The 19,460-nt window shown below is 61.2% G+C and carries 21 protein-coding genes; 15 read left to right on the forward strand and 6 right to left on the reverse strand.

The annotated features are described in order from the left end of the window. Nucleotides 1–13 precede the first annotated feature (13 nt). From gspG to ABIF91_RS22885, 8 genes are read left to right on the forward strand one after another with little or no spacing between them, the layout of a single operon-like run. Nucleotides 14–526, forward strand: coding sequence for a type II secretion system major pseudopilin GspG (gspG, locus tag ABIF91_RS22850; RefSeq protein WP_080659998.1), 513 nt, complete (start codon nt 14–16; stop codon nt 524–526). Further along, on the forward strand, nt 519–980 hold the full coding sequence (locus ABIF91_RS22855; RefSeq protein WP_028180914.1) for a prepilin-type N-terminal cleavage/methylation domain-containing protein: 462 nt from the start codon (nt 519–521) through the stop codon (nt 978–980). The genes gspG and ABIF91_RS22855 overlap by 8 nt, the downstream gene beginning before the upstream one ends. Beyond that, entirely contained in the window at nt 973–1,362 is a 390-nt protein-coding gene (locus ABIF91_RS22860; RefSeq protein WP_050995266.1) for a prepilin-type N-terminal cleavage/methylation domain-containing protein, read from the forward strand. Before ABIF91_RS22855 ends, ABIF91_RS22860 begins: the two co-directional genes overlap by 8 nt. Beyond that, the gene (locus ABIF91_RS22865) at nt 1,362–2,090 is read left to right on the forward strand and encodes a PulJ/GspJ family protein (RefSeq protein ID WP_050995267.1); all 729 of its coding nucleotides are present in this window, start codon (nt 1,362–1,364) and stop codon (nt 2,088–2,090) included. The genes ABIF91_RS22860 and ABIF91_RS22865 overlap by 1 nt, the downstream gene beginning before the upstream one ends. Further along, complete coding sequence (locus ABIF91_RS22870; protein ID WP_028180912.1) at nt 2,090–3,013, forward strand: general secretion pathway protein GspK; 924 nt, start codon at nt 2,090–2,092, stop codon at nt 3,011–3,013. The genes ABIF91_RS22865 and ABIF91_RS22870 overlap by 1 nt, the downstream gene beginning before the upstream one ends. 2 nt (nt 3,014–3,015) lie before the next feature. Further along, the gene (locus ABIF91_RS22875; RefSeq protein WP_424579406.1) at nt 3,016–4,077 is read left to right on the forward strand and encodes a PilN domain-containing protein; all 1,062 of its coding nucleotides are present in this window, start codon (nt 3,016–3,018) and stop codon (nt 4,075–4,077) included. Next, nucleotides 4,077–4,637, forward strand: a complete 561-nt coding sequence (gene gspM, locus ABIF91_RS22880; protein WP_028180910.1) for a type II secretion system protein GspM — start codon at nt 4,077–4,079, stop codon at nt 4,635–4,637. The genes ABIF91_RS22875 and gspM overlap by 1 nt, the downstream gene beginning before the upstream one ends. Then, nucleotides 4,634–5,230: a hypothetical protein gene (locus tag ABIF91_RS22885; protein WP_050995268.1), complete on the forward strand. Its 597-nt coding sequence runs from the start codon at nt 4,634–4,636 to the stop codon at nt 5,228–5,230. Before gspM ends, ABIF91_RS22885 begins: the two co-directional genes overlap by 4 nt. A 371-nt stretch (nt 5,231–5,601) precedes the next feature. Here the strand turns inward: ABIF91_RS22885 and ABIF91_RS22890 are convergent, their stop codons facing one another. Then, nucleotides 5,602–6,183 carry a prepilin peptidase gene (locus ABIF91_RS22890; RefSeq protein WP_424579407.1) on the reverse strand — a complete coding sequence of 194 codons (582 nt, stop codon included), beginning with the start codon at nt 6,181–6,183 and terminating at the stop codon, nt 5,602–5,604. A 931-nt stretch (nt 6,184–7,114) separates the two neighbouring features. On the opposite strand from ABIF91_RS22890, the gene tnpA (ABIF91_RS22895) reads away from it, so the two are divergent. Genes tnpA (ABIF91_RS22895) through ABIF91_RS22905 form a run of 3 tightly spaced genes read left to right on the forward strand, consistent with a single transcriptional unit; the run spans nt 7,115 to nt 8,714 of the window. Beyond that, nucleotides 7,115–7,537, forward strand: a complete 423-nt coding sequence (gene tnpA / locus ABIF91_RS22895; RefSeq protein WP_424578819.1) for an IS66-like element accessory protein TnpA — start codon at nt 7,115–7,117, stop codon at nt 7,535–7,537. Continuing rightward, on the forward strand, nt 7,534–7,890 hold the full coding sequence (gene tnpB, locus ABIF91_RS22900) for an IS66 family insertion sequence element accessory protein TnpB (protein WP_018273742.1): 357 nt from the start codon (nt 7,534–7,536) through the stop codon (nt 7,888–7,890). Before tnpA (ABIF91_RS22895) ends, tnpB (ABIF91_RS22900) begins: the two co-directional genes overlap by 4 nt. A gap of 50 nt (nt 7,891–7,940) precedes the next feature. Then, nucleotides 7,941–8,714 carry an IS66 family transposase zinc-finger binding domain-containing protein gene (locus ABIF91_RS22905; RefSeq protein WP_424579408.1) on the forward strand — a complete coding sequence of 258 codons (774 nt, stop codon included), beginning with the start codon at nt 7,941–7,943 and terminating at the stop codon, nt 8,712–8,714. A gap of 35 nt (nt 8,715–8,749) precedes the next feature. On the opposite strand, the gene ABIF91_RS22910 is transcribed toward ABIF91_RS22905, so the two are convergent. Continuing rightward, nucleotides 8,750–9,879 (reverse strand): IS3-like element ISRj2 family transposase gene (locus tag ABIF91_RS22910; protein WP_424578686.1). Its coding sequence is split into 2 segments (ribosomal slippage): nt 8,750–9,621 and nt 9,621–9,879, totalling 1,131 coding nucleotides; the frame shifts between segments, so codons are not numbered across the junction. Here ABIF91_RS22910 and tnpC (ABIF91_RS22915) point away from each other — a divergent pair. After that, nucleotides 9,843–10,859 (forward strand): IS66 family transposase, encoded by a 1,017-nt coding sequence (gene tnpC, locus ABIF91_RS22915; protein WP_424579409.1) that lies wholly within the window; start codon nt 9,843–9,845, stop codon nt 10,857–10,859. The two genes, ABIF91_RS22910 and tnpC (ABIF91_RS22915), sit on opposite strands and share 37 nt — an antisense overlap. Nucleotides 10,860–10,949: 90 nt before the next feature. On the opposite strand, the gene tnpC (ABIF91_RS22920) is transcribed toward tnpC (ABIF91_RS22915), so the two are convergent. Genes tnpC (ABIF91_RS22920) through tnpA (ABIF91_RS22930) form a run of 3 tightly spaced genes read right to left on the reverse strand, consistent with a single transcriptional unit; the run spans nt 10,950 to nt 12,722 of the window. Further along, a complete protein-coding gene (tnpC, locus tag ABIF91_RS22920; protein ID WP_424579410.1) occupies nt 10,950–11,888 on the reverse strand; it encodes an IS66 family transposase in 939 nt (312 codons plus the stop codon). Between the two features lie 50 nt (nt 11,889–11,938). Then, nucleotides 11,939–12,295, reverse strand: a complete 357-nt coding sequence (gene tnpB / locus ABIF91_RS22925; RefSeq protein WP_018273742.1) for an IS66 family insertion sequence element accessory protein TnpB — start codon at nt 12,293–12,295, stop codon at nt 11,939–11,941. Further along, the gene (tnpA, locus tag ABIF91_RS22930) at nt 12,243–12,722 is read right to left on the reverse strand and encodes an IS66-like element accessory protein TnpA (protein ID WP_424579411.1); all 480 of its coding nucleotides are present in this window, start codon (nt 12,720–12,722) and stop codon (nt 12,243–12,245) included. Before tnpA (ABIF91_RS22930) ends, tnpB (ABIF91_RS22925) begins: the two co-directional genes overlap by 53 nt. Nucleotides 12,723–13,203: 481 nt before the next feature. On the opposite strand from tnpA (ABIF91_RS22930), the gene istA reads away from it, so the two are divergent. The 3 genes from istA (at nt 13,204) to ABIF91_RS22945 (ending at nt 17,461) form a co-directional block, all read left to right on the forward strand. Beyond that, a complete protein-coding gene (istA, locus tag ABIF91_RS22935) occupies nt 13,204–14,961 on the forward strand; it encodes an IS21-like element IS1631 family transposase (RefSeq protein WP_100214066.1) in 1,758 nt (585 codons plus the stop codon). Between the two features lie 4 nt (nt 14,962–14,965). Then, complete coding sequence (gene istB, locus ABIF91_RS22940) at nt 14,966–15,733, forward strand: IS21-like element IS1631 family helper ATPase IstB (RefSeq protein ID WP_038952109.1); 768 nt, start codon at nt 14,966–14,968, stop codon at nt 15,731–15,733. 450 nt (nt 15,734–16,183) lie between these two features. Then, the gene (locus ABIF91_RS22945; protein ID WP_424579412.1) at nt 16,184–17,461 is read left to right on the forward strand and encodes a M20/M25/M40 family metallo-hydrolase; all 1,278 of its coding nucleotides are present in this window, start codon (nt 16,184–16,186) and stop codon (nt 17,459–17,461) included. Between the two features lie 189 nt (nt 17,462–17,650). Here ABIF91_RS22945 and ABIF91_RS22950 read toward each other — a convergent pair. Further along, a protein-coding gene (locus tag ABIF91_RS22950; RefSeq protein ID WP_129557670.1) for an IS3-like element ISRj2 family transposase occupies nt 17,651–18,780 on the reverse strand; the annotation gives its coding sequence in 2 pieces (ribosomal slippage) (nt 17,651–18,528 and nt 18,528–18,780; 1,131 coding nt in all). Nucleotides 18,781–19,460 lie beyond the last annotated feature (680 nt).

The raw sequence follows: 19,460 nt of genomic DNA on the forward strand, positions 1-19,460 counted from the left end.
AGAGGAGATCAGCATGACAACAGAATGCCAGCCGGTCGCGGAACGTCGTGCATACCAATCGGGACTTATATGGCGTATTCCAGTGGAGGCCCCCGAAGGCGAGCGCGGATTTACATTGGCCGAGATGCTGGTTGTGATCACCATCATAGGCCTGATCATGGGGCTGATCGGGCCAAGGGTCCTCAATTATCTCGTGGAGTCCAAGGTCAAGGCAGCCAAGATCCAGTTGCAGAGCTTCGCGAGCGCACTGGACCTCTTTTATCTGGACGCGGGTCGTTATCCCACGGCATCAGAAGGGTTACGAGCCTTGGCGAGCCGGCCCGCCGGCATTCCGGCCTGGAACGGCCCGTACCTGAGAGGCGGCGCGATCCCCGCCGATCCCTGGAATACGCCTTATGTTTATCGCACCCCCGGCGAGCGTGGCCCATACGAGATCATATCCTATGGCGCCAACGGTCAGGAGGGAGGCAGCGGTACGGCTGCCGACATTGTGCTCGGTGCGCAGACGAGTGCACGCAATGAGTGATGGTCAACGCGGCTTCACATTGCTGGAGGTGGTTTGCACGCTCGCAATCACCGGAATGATCGCGGCCGTGCTATTGCCGTTCGTGCCGCGGCAGACCTCCAAGGCAGGGCTGCAGGCCTATGCTCTTGCGGCCGCCTCGATCCTGAAAGCTGACCGGGCGATGTCGGTCGGCGGTGGCGTCAGGGTGGATACTCTGGTTGATCCGCCAGGCCGGGCGATTCGTTCGGGGGCCAGCTCCGCTGCTGTCCAGGTGCCGGACGACGTCGAATTCGAGGCGATATTGCCACGCAGCTGCAACCAACGTCCGGTCTTATCGACGATCAGTTTCTTTCCCGATGGCCTGTCCTGCGGTGGTGCGATTGCACTCTGGCGGGCTGACCTGCGTCTCGAGATCAGGATCGACTGGCTGACTGGGAGGATTGAGGTTGTCTCTCGTTCCCTCATCAATGGCTGAAGAGAGTGACGCTGGCTTCACTCTAATAGAGATGCTAGTCGCGCTCGGGGTGCTCAGCCTGTCACTTGGGTTAATTGGCACGGTCGTATCAACCAATATGCGTGCCGTTCGTAAGATCGAGGAGAGGGTCGCAGTCATCCAAGAGGCGAGCGCGGCTCTTGTCACCGCGATTCCAGGCCGTGATCGGTTGCTACCCGGTACATTGCGCGGTGCGTCCGCCTCCGGCGAGTGGACTGTTCTGGTTGCGCCGATCGGGACGGGTTGGGACGTCGCCGCCGGTCAGGCGGGCTGGATTCCTCGCATGGTGGAGCTGCGTGTCCGTTCGGCATCGGGCGCCGTCGTCGATGTGCGCACAGTGCGACTGGCGCGGACTGCAGGCTGATGTGTGCGGCATCAGAACATCGTGAGGAGCGAGCCGGTTTCACCCTGATCGAGGCCCTGGCTGCGCTTGCTGTCGCGGGGCTCGTGATGTCGGTGCTCGCGACGATGACGTCGCAATGGTTTCCGGCGTGGAATCGCGGGGTCAGTCGTGTTCAACGTGCGGAGATGCTCAGTTTGGCGCTGCGCCGAATAGCCAACGATCTTTCTGCAGCGGAGTTTGTCCCGTCCAATCGCGACGAGACGCAGCCGCTGTTTGAAGGGGGAGAGCTGGGGGTGACGTTTGTTCGCAAGGCGATTGGACCGAATGTCGGGCCTGGCCTTGACATCGTCCAGATTGGCGAAACTGCCAACGGACCCGATGTTGCGCTCGTGCGCTCGCGAACCCCTTTCACACCTCTGCCCGTCGGAGTTTCACTTTCCGAAACTCTGGATTTCGTCGATCGAGTGGTGCTGCTTACTCCTCCCTTCCGACTGTCCTTTGCCTATGCGGATGCGAGCCTCGCTTGGTGGCCGGACTGGCATGAGGCGGGTCGGCTTCCTACTGCCGTTCGCTTGACTATTCTCGATCGTAGTCGGGGCGGATTAGCCATAATGTCGAGGGTGGCCCGGATTCATGTCGATGCTCCGGGTGCGGGATGTATTGAAGGCGAGAGGGACTGCGTTAGCTCGAGGCTGGACGAGCCGCAGCAGGGCCCGAAGGCCGCTTTCGGTGGCGCGCGGAGCGATTAATGTTGCAATCGAAAGGACAATCGTCACGCAAGGCTGGCCCTCGGGATGGCTTCATCCTGGTGGCGGTGCTGTGGTTTCTAGCAGCCTTGGCTGCGCTCATCGTGGTATTCTCACACTACCTTTCGAACTCGGCGCGAGTCTTGCGGATTGATGATGACGCCCTGCAAGCAGAAGCGTTGGTCGCTGCCGGCGTTGAGCTAGCGGCTTATCAGTTGCTCATGGCGAAAAATGAGGAGCGGCCCAGGCGCGGTGGATTCAGCATCCGGATCGGCGGTGACGTTGTGGCGGTCTCGTTCCTAACCGAGGCCGCCCGAGTCGATCTCAATGCCGCGCCGAAGGAGATGATCGCCAATCTCTTCAATATCCTTGGCGCAGACGCCGAAGCGGCGCAGGATCATGCCGATAGGGTGGTATCGTGGCGTACCAAACCGGTGGATAAGGCGGCTGCGCGATCGGAAGAGGCGCTTTATGCAGCGGCGGGACGTAAATATGGTCCGAGGCTGGCCCCCTTCGTCCATGTCGACGAGCTACCTCTAGTGCTGGGGCCGCCGTCCTGGCTGCTTGACCGAGTGATGCCGTTTGTCACCGTTTTCAGCGGCTCGCCTGGGATAGACATCTTGGCCGCCCCGGCGGAGGTGGTCGCTTCAGTTCCGGGAATGACGCCGCTGATCCTGAAGGATTTCCTCGCCTCACGAGACGCGTTATCCGCCGGCCCGGCTGCTATTGCGCAGGTACCCGCAAGTGCCAGGGTCATCGCTGGCAAGAGCAACGCGTGGAGGTTGCGCGTGTCATTACATCCAGCCGATGGTCGGCGGCGGTCGTCGGTGGTTGTAATTGAATTAGGCGAAGGGAAATTGCCTTATCGAGTTCTGTCGCACGAGGACGAGGGCGCGCAAACACACAACGCGCGGGGTGGGGCATGAAGATGGCAAGTGACATCGAAATGGCGCTTACCGCGTGGTGTGCCGCGGTGGCTAGCGCTCTTGAAGCGATCGCGAACCGTGTCCACCGGCGCCGGCGGGTAAGCGCTTGCCACGACGGAGGGGACGGGCTGACGCTACAGCTACTGCAGCGCTCCACACGCAAGCTGCAGCCAGAGTATGCCCAAGTTCGGCTGGCCGGCGACCATACCCTGCCAAGCAACTGGATTGGGGTACTGCGCGGGTGCGTAATGGACATTTACCTCGCCCCAAACCAAGTTCTTGTTCGGCAGCTCGACTTTCCAAAGCAGGCAGAACCATTTCTAAACGGAATGATCCGTTCACAGATCGATCGACTAACGCCCTGGAGTGCCGAAAAGGCGCTTTTTGGTTTTAGTGAGCCTCAGTCGGCACCCAAGGAGCGCATCGGCCTTATTTTAGCGGCGGTGTCGCGTGCCAGGGTAGAGCCGCTGGTCCAGTTCGCGGATCATGTCGGAGCTGCCAAAGTCGCGATCCATACACACAGCGAGTTGTCCCTGCATCCGATTACGCTTTTCAGCGCAGGTCTTCGTTCGGCAATCTCCGGTCGCCGAGACCTCGCGAAACTCCTGAAGTTTTTTCTGCTCGGCGCTGGGACTGCGACTGCATTGGTGCTCATAGCAACCATGGTGCTCAGCACCAAAGCAGACGGAGCATTGCAAGAACTGCGCAGCACGATCGCGCGTCAGCAGGCAGCAGTCGAGGGCGATCCGAACTCCGCTGCATCAACTGCCGACGCGCTGCTCGCTCGGCGCAAGCAGACTACGCCAGCGACGGTATTGGTTCTGGATCGTCTTTCGAGCATCCTGCCCGATGGTACCTATGTCACCAAGCTACGTGTCGAGGGCGATCGGCTGCAACTGGTTGGTCTGACTGAGGATGCGCCGACGCTGATCCAGCTGATCGAGCAGTCACCGCAGTTCAGCCGAGCCGCATTTTTCGCACCGACCACCAGATCATCGAACGAGCCCGGCGAGCGATTTCACATAGAGGTTCATGTGAATGCCTATTTCAGGGGAAGCACCTGATGGGATCCGCTCTTTTTCGGGTGGCATTTCGGTCATCACCTGCCGCAGCCGCGTCAGGCTATGCTATCGTAGTTCTCGCTTTCCTCTGGGTAATCGCAAGCGCCATCACCGATCTACTTGCGCGATATGACCAGCTCCAGGAGGCTGGAGAGCTATTGCCTCAGTTCGAGGGAGGAGCGGTTCGGCCTGATCGCCGCGGCGGGCCTAATCTGACCGCGCCTGGAGGCTTGGCCTTTATCGAAGGAAAGACTGTGACCATTGCAGGCGCTGCACTGGTGCAAAGGGTGGTCGGCGCCGTCACAAAAGCTGGGGGCGACGTTCTGTCGACCGAGGTCGAACTGCAGGGTAACCATTCGAAAGCAGGCTTCATTAGTGTAGTGACGAGTTGCGAGATCGAACAACCAGCCTTACAGCAACTGCTCTATGATCTGGAAGCCGGTCTTCCATTCCTCTTTGTGGAGCAGCTCTTGGTCGAGGCGTTCTTGACCGACACGACCACTCCGCCAGGAAAGCTGCGCGTTTCGCTGACGGTGTCGGGCCAATGGCAGGAACGCAAATGATGCGTCCTATCGCAATGATCCGTTTGGCCGCCGTCGTACTAGCCATAACAAACCTGTCGGTCTGCGCGGCCATAGCGGCTGTGAAAAGCGAGGAAGTGACGGACACTCGTTCGATAGGGCAGCGGGAGGGTGGGGCGCGAATCGACAAGCCTGAGCCCTCGTCATTGACCGTCAACTCGGTGTCGGCGCCGAAAGAGCCCGCATCCAGTGCCAATCCCCTGTGGGGGATTCCGTTGACCCGGCTAGCCGCTACCCGCGATCGTCCCATCTTCTCGCCCTCACGACGGGCGCTGGTTCCCGTGTCGACGCCCATTGCCGCTGTGCCCGAGCCTCCGCTGTCTTCCAAGAGACCGGAGAAGCCGGCGCTCGCGCTGGTTGGAACCGTTGTGGGAGGCCTCGAGAGCTTCGGGATATTCATCGATCAGTCCAGCAAGCTGTCGGTTCGGATGAGGGTCGGCGAACAGCATGATGGCTGGGTGCTACGCCAGGTGCGAGCTCGCGAGGTAATGTTGGAAAACCCCTCCAAGAAGGCGATCATGTCTATGCCCCAGCCTGGAAAAGGAAGTGAGGGAGAGGCCATCTATCACCCTTGAACTCGACGACCGCCGAACAGGAGCTGGGACCTCGACAACTGCAGTAGTGGTCCGATCCAACATCCGGTCCTCCAGACAACGCCTGTGTTCCGTCTTACTATCAATCTACGAAGTCGCGCAATGAATTGCGCGTTGCCTTTGCACGCTTCTCCGCTGCATGGATTCAATGCCGGAGCGCCCAGCGAGTTCGACTCGCCTGTGCGCGTGATGAGGTTCTCGATCGGATTTTTGGTAAACGCGCTAATTCGTGAAGGTCCAAGAGCTAGTCGTGAGCATGTTGTTGCTCCGGATCCCTAAAACACCTTCATATCCGAATGAATGCCGCAATCGCCGTTGACATCAATTTTCGTCATTATGTGAACTCTCTTGCGTCAGAGCGGTTGCATAGGCGAGGCAGCACGGCGCGTTATTGTGGCGCCGTGAATGTCCGGCAGTATTCTGGCTGGCGCCCACAAACCCTCCAGTAAATTGATGGTCTGGAAAGACATACTTGCAGCGCTTGTCTGCACAGCAAGCACGACGAGTAGGCCAACGACCAGAAATGGTCCGAACGGGATCGACGTTCGTGCGGTGGCGCCTTGCCCGACAACATGGAGGCAGAGCACGACGAACAGCGCCGCGACGCTTGCGACAAGCAACAGAATCGGGAAGTCGAATAGTCCAGTCCAAAGCGTAGCGGCGGCCAGGAACTTGACGTCACCAAGGCCGAGCCCTTGTATGCTGCGCCAACGGAAGTAGAGTTCTCTCAACAGCAGGAGCAGGGCAGCGATTATCAAGCCTTGGCTGCCCGCGATCACTGGACCAATCGCCCCCTCCATCGCAAACGTCCTCGCAAGTCCCAGCGCTGCGATCAAGCCGTTGATCCAATCAGGGATGATGCCATGGCGGAGATCGGTCCAGATCAGCCAGCCACACGCGAACAGCAGCAGCGTGTAGCAAATCGTGTTAGTCAAGTCTGTCATGAAGGCTGCGGCATGAGGACGACATGGAGTGGCGGCTCACAATGCGAGCGGGGGAGGGCCACCAAGATCACCGCGGCGATCCAGCTTCCGAGCGCCGGCGTGGCCAGACGGCGCGCGTTGCCACCCGCGCACGGTTCGGCAGAACCTAAAGGTGAACGCCATGAGAATGTAATTGCGACGCACATAGGCACGCTACGAGCTTAGCCGGGCCGCAACCGGCATGCAATGACTGAGGCGGGACGCTGCTTGCACCCTTACGGTCACAGGCTGGGTGACGGTACCGCCCGCACAGCAGCGGCGTAGGAATGCGTAGCGCCGTTGCGAGCAGCAACCCAAGCGAAGGAATCATCCCGCATTCATCCCCGCTCATGGCGCGCCTTTTCGAGCTTCTTTGGATCGTCATTCGCCTCGGGGGGCGAGTGGCGGTTTCGTCACAACACAAGCCAGCTAACCGCAGGTCGGCCTCCCGGGTTTGGCCGAACAAGGGCAGTCCCGACGAGGATTCGACATCAGCGACACATTCACTCGATCGCTCTGCAGGCCCGGGGGCCGCGGCCGAAAGGAATAGTTTCGTCTTGATTGAGTCCCCCTCGACAACAACGGCGATCCAGGCCCTCGGAGCGCCGCATTGCAATTTTCATCCTCCTCCCCGCAAGCGGCGCGTCTGGAGAATGTAGCGCTGGCAGCCCGATCTGCGGGGACCATCTATTGAACGTACGCGCATTTACAATGAGGCCCTGGCGCCAGGTCTCGAGTGGATGCCCCTGCCACACGCAGAATATGGCGCAGTGAGAATATGATCCGCGTCGCTAAGGCAACGCTGGCGGCCGTCCGATAGCGGTACGACGACCCCACCTCGTTTAGGTGGACGGGATGAGCGAGACTCGCGCGTGGATTTGACAACGCGAGGGACGCTCGTTCCATGCATCAAGACAGACATCAAGACGGGCATGATGCCGCCTCCTATCAGCGGATCGAGGTGATCACAGGGGAGAGGCGACGGCGCAGTTGGAGCGATGCGGAGAAGGCGCGGATCGTGGCCGAGAGTGCCGATCCGGAGACGAGCATTTCCGAGGTGGCTCGACGCAACGGGGTGAACCGGGGACTGCTCAGTGTGTGGCGGCGCCAGGCGCGGCTCGCGTCGAGCGAAGCGCCGCAGTTCGTGCAAGTCAGGCTCCAGGCCGCCGTCGAGGCGCAGCCGAACGCGATCGATAAGGCGCATGTTCTGACGGATCCGGCCGAGCGGATCGAGGTGATGATCGCGGGCGCGACGGTGCGCGTGCCCGTCGGCGTCGACGCCGCGACGCTGGAGCGCGTGCTGGCGGCGGTGAGATCGACGCGATGATCTCTTTCGGTCCAATGGTCCGTGTGTTCGTCGCGACGCAGCCGATTGACTTTCGTAAAGGCGTTCATGGCCTTGTCGCGCTGGTAGCGGAGGGATTAGGCGGCAAGCCCTACAGCGGTGACGTTTATGTCTTCCGATCGAAGCGATCGGATCGTTTGAAGCTACTGGTTTTTGACGGCTCGGGAATGGTTCTAGCGACGAAGTGGCTGGAGAATGGGGGCTTTGCCTGGCCACCTGTTCGCGAGGGTACGATGCCGGTGACGGGGGCGCAACTGGCGATGCTGATTGAAGGTCTTGCGGAGTGGTCGCGTGTGGTCCCGAAGGTGACGAAGCGGCCGACGAAGGTTGCCTGAAGCGTCTTGTTTTGCTGGCGATTGCGAGTGCGTTCGTGTAGCTCTGCGATATGGCGCTTCGCCCCGAAGATCTCCCCTCTGACCCTGCGGCTCTTGCCGAGATGGTGCTGGCTTTCGAAGGCGAGAACGATGATCTGCGCGCAGAGATCGCCACGTTGAAGAGCCTGATCTTCGGCGCACGATCGGAGCGCGCGGCGATCGTCTGCGCCGAACAGATCGCGTTTGATCTGGAACGGACCGCCGGCTCACAGCTCCCGGCCAATGACGACAAACCGGACGCGCCGCGGCCGGAGCGGCGCAAAGCGAAGCGCAACATCGGCGCGCTGCCGGCGCATCTGCCTCGGGTCGAGCGGGTGATCGAGCCGGCGTCCACGCTGTGCCCGTGCTGCACGGGTCAGATGCATCGGATCGGCGAGGAGAGCAGCGAAGCGCTCGATCGGGTTCCCGCGTGGCTGCGCGTGCTCCGCACGATCCGTCCAAAATACGCCTGCCGCTCCTGTGAGGGCCCGATTGTCCAGGCCCCGGCACCGGCGCGGCTCGTCGAGGGCGGCATGGCAACGACGGCGCTGATCGCGCATATCGCCGCGGCCAAATATGCCTGGCAATCGACGCTCTATCGCCAGACGCAGATCCTGGCGGGTCAGGGTGTCGTCGTCGACCGTCAGACGCTGGCGCGCTGGATGGGGAGCGCGGCGTGGCTGGTCAGGGGCCTCAGAGCTGGCCCCGGTTGTTTGGACAGCGCCCCGCTGGATTTAAGTGGATTCCTGCCGGGTTATGCTGAACGCGGGGCTTTACGGTTTTGTCGTTGCGTCGGGAGGGCGTAGCCCGACCAGAGCGACGACAAAACCGTCGGCGACGGTCATGCGGCCATCACCATAGCTTGCGTGCCGAAGTAAGCCTCGTCGGGCGTGCGCCCGTCAAGGCTCGAGTGAGGGCGTCCCTGATTGTAGAAGGCCAGATACTTGGCAATTGACGCTCGCGCCTCGGACACGCTGTCGTAGGCGCGGAGATATACTTCTTCGTATTTGACCGTGCGCCAGAGCCGCTCGACAAACACGTTGTCGCGCCAGGCGCCCTTGCCGTCCATGCTGATGGCGATCTTCGCGTCCAGCAGCACATCGGTGAACTCGAGGCTGGTGAACTGGCTGCCCTGATCCGTGTTGAAAATCTCGGGCCTGCCGTGCTTCGCCAACGCCTCCTGGACCGCTTCGACGCAGAAGGCCGCCTCCATTGTGATCGAGACGCGATGGGCCAGGACCCGTCGGCTGAACACATCGACGACCGCCGCGAGATAGACGAAGCCACGCCGCATCGGAATGTAGGTGATGTCCATTGCCCACGCATGGTCGGGCCGCTCGATCTTCAATCCGCGCAACAGGTACGGGTAGATCTTGTGACCCGGAGCCGGCTTGCTCGTGTTCGGGCGACGATAGACCGCCTCGATCCCCATGCGCTTCATCAGCGTCGCGATGTGGCGGCGACCGGCGTATACGCCCTCCCGCCGCAGCAACGATCGCAGCATACGCGCTCCCGCGAAGGGATAATCGAGATGCAGCTCATCGAGCCGACGCATCAAGGCAAGGTCCTCGGCCGAAACTGGCCGAGGTTCATAGTAGACCGTGCTGCGAGCCAGCTTCAGGACCTTCGCCTGGCGCACGATAGAAAGATCATGATCGCGGTCGATCATCGCTTTGCGCTCAGCAGGCCCGCCTTGGTGAGCGCGCCGGACACAAAATCGTTTTCCAACGCCAGCTCGCCGATCTTGGCATGTAACGCCTTCAAATCGACCGGCGTCTCGGCCGATGTCTTGTCATGCCCAAACACGCCGGCGGCGCCTTCCAGGAGCTGGTTTTTCCAGATCGTGATCTGGTTCGGATGAACATCAAACAGTTGCGCCAGCTCCGCCAGTGTCTTGTCGCCTTTGACCGCAGCCAAAGCAACCTTCGCCTTGAATGCCGGAGAATGCGTCCGGCGGCTCTTCTTCGTCATCTTCGCTCCTGATTCGCAGCAAGAATCCTCGCCGCTGTCAGGCAGAAAATCCACTCAAGCTACTGTCCGAATTTGCGGGGCCAGCTCTCCTCTACGATCTGCAACTGAAGACTATGCACGGCTTCGAGCGGCTGTTCTGCGACGAGACGCCGATGCCAGTGCTCGATCCGGGACGCGGCCGCACGAGGATCTGCCAGTTCTGGGCGCACGCGACGGACGATCGGGCGTGGAAGGGGCCGGCGCCGCCGGCGGTCGCCTACGTGTTCGCAGGTGGTCGCGGCAAAAAGGAGATCGTGGCGCAGTTAGCCGGCTTCGAAGGCGTGCTGCAAGTCGACGGCTATGCCGCCTACGCCTCGCTGGCGGGCGATGCGATGATGTCGGGCCAGATCCAGCTGGCGTATTGTCTCGTTCACGCGCGCCGCAACTTCGTGAGGGTGCACAAGACGACGAACTCACCCTTCGCCGCGGAGGTCATCGAGCGCATTGCGGCCGTCTACGCGATCGAGGAGAGGATCCGCGGTCTCGATGCTGGGGAACGCCGCGCGACGCGACAGGCCGAGACGAAGCCGCTGATGGAGGCGTTGAGGGCCCGTCTGATCGCGGTGAAGGACGGGATCTCCCGCCGCTCGACGCTCATCAAGGCGATCGACTACATGCTCGAACGCTGGCAGGGCCTGACGACGTTCCTGGATGACGGGCGGCTCGAGCCGGACACCAACACGGTCGAACGATCGATCAGGCCAATTGCGATCGGAAAAAAGAACTCGTTGTTCAGTGGTGACGAAGGCGGGGGCGAGACCTGGGCGATACTCGCTTCGCTTCTTAACACAGCGAAATTGAATGGCCTCGACCCCGAGGCGTATCTCGTCGACGTTCTCGATCGCATGGTGAGCGGCGCCACGAAGACCAACCAGCTTCACGAACTTCTGGCCTGGAACTGGAAGGCCGCACGCGAAGCCGAAAAGCGGGCCGTGGCATGACGAAGCCGAAGCAAGGGCGGGGAACGCGAAAAGCACGCAAGACGACGATGGCGGACTATGCCATGTCGTTCGAACGGCTCGGGCAATGGATCAGCAAGCGCGCGAGGCGTAGGCGGCATAGCCGTCGACTTGCAGCACGCCTTCGAAGCCGGCTAACTGCGCCACGATCTCCTTTTTGCCGCGACCACCTGCGAACACGTAGGCGACCGCCGGCGGCGCCGGCCCCTTCCACGCCCGATCGTCCGTCGCGTGCGCCCAGAACTGGCAGATCCTCGTGCGGCCGCGTCCCGGATCGAGCACTGGCATCGGCGTCTCGTCGCAGAACAGCCGCTCGAAGCCGTGCATAGTCTTCAGTTGCAGATCGTAGAGGCCCCTGACCAGCCACGCCGCGCTCCCCATCCAGCGCGCCAGCGTCTGACGGTCGACGACGACACCCTGACCCGCCAGGATCTGCGTCTGGCGATAGAGCGTCGATTGCCAGGCATATTTGGCCGCGGCGATATGCGCGATCAGCGCCGTCGTTGCCATGCCGCCCTCGACGAGCCGCGCCGGTGCCGGGGCCTGGACAATCGGGCCCTCACAGGAGCGGCAGGCGTATTTTGGACGGATCGTGCGGAGCACGCGCAGCCACGCGGGAACCCGATCGAGCGCTTCGCTGCTCTCCTCGCCGATCCGATGCATCTGACCCGTGCAGCACGGGCACAGCGTGGACGCCGGCTCGATCACCCGCTCGACCCGAGGCAGATGCGCCGGCAGCGCGCCGATGTTGCGCTTCGCTTTGCGCCGCTCCGGCCGCGGCGCGTCCGGTTTGTCGTCATTGGCCGGGAGCTGTGAGCCGGCGGTCCGTTCCAGATCAAACGCGATCTGTTCGGCGCAGACGATCGCCGCGCGCTCCGATCGTGCGCCGAAGATCAGGCTCTTCAACGTGGCGATCTCTGCGCGCAGATCATCGTTCTCGCCTTCGAAAGCCAGCACCATCTCGGCAAGAGCCGCAGGGTCAGAGGGGAGATCTTCGGGGCGAAGCGCCATATCGCAGAGCTACACGAACGCACTCGCAATCGCCAGCAAAACAAGACGCTTCAGGCAACCTTCGTCGGCCGCTTCGTCACCTTCGGGACCACACGCGACCACTCCGCAAGACCTTCAATCAGCATCGCCAGTTGCGCCCCCGTCACCGGCATCGTACCCTCGCGAACAGGTGGCCAGGCAAAGCCCCCATTCTCCAGCCACTTCGTCGCTAGAACCATTCCCGAGCCGTCAAAAACCAGTAGCTTCAAACGATCCGATCGCTTCGATCGGAAGACATAAACGTCACCGCTGTAGGGCTTGCCGCCTAATCCCTCCGCTACCAGCGCGACAAGGCCATGAACGCCTTTACGAAAGTCAATCGGCTGCGTCGCGACGAACACACGGACCATTGGACCGAAAGAGATCATCGCGTCGATCTCCGCCGCTCACCGCCGCCAGCACGCGCTCCAGCGTCGCGGCGTCGACGCCGACGGGCACGCGCACCGTCGCGCCCGCGATCATCACCTCGATCCGCTCGGCCGGATCCGTCAGAACATGCGCCTTATCGATCGCGTTCGGCTGCGCCTCGACGGCGGCCTGGAGCCTGACTTGCACGAACTGCGGCGCTTCGCTCGACGCGAGCCGCGCCTGGCGCCGCCACACACTGAGCAGTCCCCGGTTCACCCCGTTGCGTCGAGCCACCTCGGAAATGCTCGTCTCCGGATCGGCACTCTCGGCCACGATCCGCGCCTTCTCCGCATCGCTCCAACTGCGCCGTCGCCTCTCCCCTGTGATCACCTCGATCCGCTGATAGGAGGCGGCATCATGCCCGTCTTGATGTCTGTCTTGATGCATGGAACGAGCGTCCCTCGCGTTGTCAAATCCACGCGCGAGTCTCGCTCATCCCGTCCACCTAAACGAGGTGGGGTCGTCGTACCGCTATCGGCCGTCCGAGTTCGAGTAATTTGTTGATCAGGCCTGCTCTCATGCGAGCGGTCCTGTTTGAATTAGTAGCAGCAATTCGGTGCGGCTGAGCAGGACAAGGCCTCCCACAACTGCCGGCCCGGCCATTACAAAGCGCTCGCCGGCGTTCAGTTGCTGCTGGCGCAACCCGCCGTGAGCGCGGCTCGTTCTGAACGATCCAACACGAGCACAAAGCTGCCTACTTGCGGGACCTTGAGAATGGCGCCAAGGCTAGCTTGGTTCTCCATTTCGACAGAACTTGATGACCCCGTGGGTCGGTCAAAATCCCCCGGGTATGGTCACTTGAAACTCCCCCACCTGATGATCGCCGTCAGCGCCGCTGAACAGCAGTAGCCGGTCAGGCAGGACGTTTATGTTCGACCCCTTTAGCCAGCAAGGGGCCGGGGAGTTGAACGTCTTGAAGCGACATCTGCAAAGCACCGTACTTACATTACTTGATCGCAACACCAGCCAGCGCGAGATTCACCGGCTGACGGGTGTCGATCGCAAGACGATCCGGCGTTATCAGGCGCTGCGGGCCGGTGCGGAGGCAAATTCCCCCGGGGAAGTGACCACCGGCTCGGTGAGCGCGGACGGCCAAATTCCTCCACCCCGACCACCGGCTTTTGGGACATCGGAAGCGACGGTCACCAGCAGCCTGGCCCGTTCGGCTTGCGAAGCGCATCGGACGTGGATCGAAGAACAGGTCCGGCTGAAGCGGAACGCGCAGGCGATTTACCAGGACCTGGTTGATCAATTTGGCTTTCCGTCCAGCTACCAGAGTGTCAAGCGGTTTGTGCGCCGGTTGCGGCACGCTGATCCTGAGCAGTTTGATCGTCTTGAGTTCCTCCCCGGCGAGGAAGCTCAGGTCGACTATGGCGAGGGCGCGCCGACGGTTGATCCGAAGAGCGGGCGGTACCGTCGTCCCCGCCTGTTCGTGATGACGCTACGCTACTCGCGGCGCAGCTTCCGGCGGGTAGTCTGGAAGTCCAGCCAACAAGTCTGGGCGCAGCTCCACGAAGAGGCGTTCCGGTATTTTGGCGGGGTCCCCAGCTATGTCGTGCTCGACAACCTGAAGGAAGGCGTCCTCAAGCCGGATTTGTACGAGCCCCAGCTCAACCCGATTTACAGCGCGATGCTGGCTCATTACGCCGTGGTCGCCGATCCCGCGCGCGTGGCCGATCCAAATCGGAAAGGATGCGTCGAGAATGCGATTCAACATACCCAGGGCACTGCGCTGGCCGGACGGCGCTTCGAGACGCTGGAGGCGCAAAACGAGTTCTTGAGGCACTGGGAGGAGAACTGGGCTTCCAAACGCATCCACGGCAGCACGCGCCGTCAGGTCGAGGCGATGTTCCAGGAAGAGAAGCCGCACCTGCGGCCGCTGCCTGTCGCTCCCTTCCGCATCTTCACCGAAGTCGTCCGGACTGTCTGCGACGACACCACCGTACGCGTCGACAACAGCTATTACGCCGCGCGGCCCGCGCCGATCGGCAGCCAGGTCGTCGTGCGCATCTACACCACCACGATCGAGATCCGTGATCGCCACACCCGTGCGCTGCTGCGTGTTCATTCCCGGATGGCGCACCCCGGTTCTGTCGTCCTGCCGACCAGCGAACGGCCGTTCAACCCGTCGCGGCAAACCGCCGTGCTGCTGGCGAGCGCCGAGCGCATCGGACCGCAGACCAGGGCCTTGTGCCAGCAGGTGTTCGACACCGAAGGGCGCCCCGGACAGCGCGCGATGTGGGGCATTGTCGGGCTGGGCCGGAAGTATCCGGCGCGGCTGGTCGAGCAGGCCTGCGCGCACGCCATCGACAACCGCATCTACCGCTACAAGCACGTGCGTGCGACCGTCGAGCGGTTGTTCGAACAGGCGATCGAGCAGGTTGGAGTGACGCCACAGCCGGCATCGCCGCTCACCCAGGATCATCCGCTGATCCGTACCCCCGCGGAATACGGCGACCTCTTCAGCCGCGCTGTGCGGCGCGACGCCGACGACAATGGTCGGCAGGCCGAGGCTCACGACGATCACGCCACGGCAATCCGCGCTCGTGTCGCCTGCGCAACCCCGGCCAACTCCGGCGCCACGAGCGCTCCCGCTGCACCTTCTCACCTTAAACTGGAGACCTAGCCACATGATGACCATGCCGGAAATTGAGCGTTGCCTACGACAGCTGCGCCTGTCGGGTGTCCGCGACACGCTGCAGACGCGCGTGCTCCAGGCGCAGGGCGCCAACCAGCCCTTCCTCGAGACCTTCTCCCTTATCCTGCAGGATGAACTGGACCGTCGTCAGTCCCGTCTTATCGAGCGGCGATACCAGCAATCCGGGCTCGACGAAAAGCTGACGCTCGCCGAGTTCGACTGGTCCTTCAATCCCAAACTGCCACGTCAGACCTGCTTCCAGCTCCACACCCTGGCGTTCATTGCCGCTGGCGAGAACGCTCTGCTTGTTGGCAAACCTGGCACCGGGAAGTCGCACATCGCCAAGGCGATTGCCTATCAGGCGATCCTGCAAAGCCACAAGGTCCAGTATCTTGAGACCGACGACTTCTTCCACCGCTACGCCCTGAACTCTCCGGCACAACGCGAGGTCCGGCTGCGAACCATCATCGACTGCGATCTCCTCGTGCTGGACGATCTATTCCTCGCACGCGCCATCCCCGACGACGCCGGCACTTTGCTGCAGACCCTGATCCATCAGCGTTACAAACTGCGCCGCAGCGTCATCGTCACCTCCAATCGCGTCGTGCAGGATTGGGGGGCATACCTTGGGGACAACACTATGAGCACGACGATCCTCGATCGCCTTATGCATCATTGCCATCTGCTTGAGTTCGACGGACGCAGCTATCGGCTCAAAGAAGCCGCTGAAGCTCTTGCCCGGGAAACAAACTCAAACTAACAGTCCCTTGTCCTGCCTCGCGGGTGGAGGAATTTGACTGACCACACCCGGAGGAATTTGAAGTGACCCGCGGGGATGACGCCGGATCCCCACCGGCTCCCGGTCCTGCAATTCGGTACGCTCAGCGGCACCGGTTGCACAGTTTCTGAATAGTCGCGATTTCGTCGCTAACGCTGCAACGAATGTCGGTCACTAGCCGTGCCGATTGTCAGGTTAGCCCAATATCGAGCTACGACGCACCCAGATGCTACGAAGAGAACGCGCAATGTTGGAATTCCGATTTGGCACGCCGCTTGCTCTGTTCGCACGACCACAGCAATTCTCGCAAGAGACATCAACTTCAAGCGGACCGGCCGCGGTCATCGCTGAACGACTGGTTGTCCGGCAGCTGCCGTAACCATGCGTAGCGCGGTTGCATCACGTCGGCGAAAAGGAGTAGGCATGAAAAGAATGAGTTTCTCAAAGACAATTCTAACTGCTTTAGCCACGTTGCTGGTGGGCAGTCCCTGTACTTATGCACAATCCTCAAGGCTTTGGGTTGTCACTGGCGACAATGTAGCAGCTGCCGTGCAGCAGTCTCTTGCGAGCCGCCAATCAGTTGCGGACGATCTCGTTGCTCCCACGTTTCAAGTGATCAACGGCATGTCCGTTGCTGACATCGCTGAGAAAGACTTAGACAGGTTTTCTAATTGGATGCGCAGCGCATGCCCGCGCTGCGGCGGCTTCACTGTCCACGCGTCGCGCGAGGCAGCCCTCAAGGAGGTGGACAACCCAGCTTACAAGCCCGGATTTCGCTACTTAGCTCCCCTTCCGGAGACGCTTGATCAGCAGAGTACCGTGAGCCGCGCCCTCGATCGGGTTAAGGGCGATAAGATCCTCAGCACGATCACAATGCTCCAAGGTTTCGGGACGCGACACTTCGAAACGTCCAAAGGGCAAGAAGCGGCCGAGTTTGTTCGTAGAGAATGGCAGAGCATGGGACAGGAGCGTCCAGACTTCACGGTCGCGCTATTTTCGCACGGCTGGGTTCAGAACTCGGTTATCGGAACAATCCGAGGCGCGTCCCGGCCGGAGGAAGTAGTGGTGATTGGCGCGCATATCGACTCTATTAATCGGAAGAATAAAGAGAACCCCAAAGAGAACGCGCCTGGCGCTGACGACGACGCATCCGGAGTCGCGGTCGTCACAGAGGCGCTTCGTGTGCTGATGGAAATGGGATTCAAACCGCAGCGGACCATTACGTTTATGGCCTACTCGGCAGAAGAGGTAGGGCTCCGAGGTTCCGCAGAAATTGCGGCCAGATACGCAGCCGAAAGCAAAGAAGGGCAAGAGGTAATTGCGGTCTTGCAGTTTGACATGATCGGCTTCAATGCCGACCGGGGCCCCCGGGACATCTACCTGGTGGACGATTACACCAGCCCCGAACTAAATGGTTTTCTCACTAAGCTCCTAAAGGAATACAACCATTCTGGTGCTCATGCGATCACGCACGGTGAAACTAAGGGCTGCTACGCATGCTCTGATCATGCCTCGTGGATGAGAAATGGCATCCGCGCAGCCTGGCCGTTCGAGGCTCCGCTCGAAGGGGCCAATCCATACATTCACACTTCGGAGGACGTGGTCTCCAAGTTGGATGCAACAAAAGCCGCCCGCTTCGCCAAGCTTGCAATTGAGTTTCTGATCGAAACAGCAAAAGGCGTCGATGGTCGTGAGAGCTATCGCAACTGATGATGGTGACAATGAATATGCAGGTTGAGCCAGATCGCAGCAAAGAGCTGGCCCCGGTTGTTTGGACAGCGCCCCGCTGGATTTAAGTGGATTCCTGCCGGGTTATGCTGAACGCGGGGCTTTACGGTTTTGTCGTTGCGTCGGGAGGGCGTAGCCCGACCAGAGCGACGACAAAACCGTCGGCGACGGTCATGCGGCCATCACCATAGCTTGCGTGCCGAAGTAAGCCTCGTCGGGCGTGCGCCCGTCAAGGCTCGAGTGAGGGCGTCCCTGATTGTAGAAGGCCAGATACTTGGCAATTGACGCTCGCGCCTCGGACACGCTGTCGTAGGCGCGGAGATATACTTCTTCGTATTTGACCGTGCGCCAGAGCCGCTCGACAAACACGTTGTCGCGCCAGGCGCCCTTGCCGTCCATGCTGATGGCGATCTTCGCGTCCAGCAGCACATCGGTGAACTCGAGGCTGGTGAACTGGCTGCCCTGATCCGTGTTGAAAATCTCGGGCCTGCCGTGCTTCGCCAACGCCTCCTGGACCGCTTCGACGCAGAAGGCCGCCTCCATTGTGATCGAGACGCGATGGGCCAGGACCCGTCGGCTGAACACATCGACGACCGCCGCGAGATAGACGAAGCCACGCCGCATCGGAATGTAGGTGATGTCCATTGCCCACGCATGGTCGGGCCGCTCGATCTTCAATCCGCGCAACAGGTACGGGTAGATCTTGTGACCCGGAGCCGGCTTGCTCGTGTTCGGGCGACGATAGACCGCCTCGATCCCCATGCGCTTCATCAGCGTCGCGATGTGGCGGCGACCGGCGTATACGCCCTCCCGCCGCAGCAACGATCGCAGCATACGCGCTCCCGCGAAGGGATAATCGAGATGCAGCTCATCGAGCCGACGCATCAAGGCAAGGTCCTCGGCCGAAACTGGCCGAGGTTCATAGTAGACCGTGCTGCGAGCCAGCTTCAGGACCTTCGCCTGGCGCACGATAGAAAGATCATGATCGCGGTCGATCATCGCTTTGCGCTCAGCAGGCCCGCCTTGGTGAGCGCGCCGGACAAAAAATCGTTTTCCAACGCCAGCTCGCCGATCTTGGCATGTAACGCCTTCAAATCGACCGGCGTCTCGGCCGATGTCTTGTCATGCCCAAACACGCCGGCGGCGCCTTCCAGGAGCTGGTTTTTCCAGATCGTGATCTGGTTCGGATGAACATCAAACAGTTGCGCCAGCTCCGCCAGTGTCTTGTCGCCTTTGACCGCAGCCAAAGCAACCTTCGCCTTGAATGCCGGAGAATGCGTCCGGCGGCTCTTCTTCGTCATCTTCGCTCCTGATTCGCAGCAAGAATCCTCGCCGCTGTCAGGCAGAAAATCCACTCAAGCTACTGTCCGAATTTGCGGGGCCAGCTCTGATTGCAGGCGAGCACTGTCCCTACCACGCGCCGCTAACCTCACCGCAGCCAGCCTTATCGGCGGAAGAAGCTGGCTGTCTATATATCGGTCTCGGCAATCAGTCGCACAACTACCAGGAATAGTTGGCGTCTCAGGCACCTACCCAAACCGGCTTGCCGCTCACTCCCACTCTAGAAGCGCGCGTATGCGCGCAGTGATCTTCCGTGCCTCCTCCGCGCCGAGGTTGGGCTTCAAGTTATCGAGTATGCCTAACACTGCCTGAGCCTCCTCGGCATAAAGGGTGGCGACTTGGCGGTCTACTAAGCTTAGAGACTGATCGGCCGCGCGAGCCTGATTGGTTGCAAGCACAACAAGAGCTTGCGACCGCAGCGATGCGACATGCGGCTCGAGTATGTGCATTCCTTGGCCTTTAGGCCCCCCCGTGCAGTGGCATCGCAAGCGACGGGAGCCAGCCCATCCTCAAAGACTGGGGTTGGCTACCTTGGCTCGCGAGAGACTCAAACTCTCAATGTGCCACCAACTTTTATCGTCGAGACGTACCGGATGTCACCTACCAGCACTAGGTGGTGTGGACACCTATCTCATCGTCT

Source organism: Bradyrhizobium sp. USDA 241, assembly GCF_049739505.1.
Lineage (GTDB): Bacteria > Pseudomonadota > Alphaproteobacteria > Rhizobiales > Xanthobacteraceae > Bradyrhizobium > Bradyrhizobium liaoningense.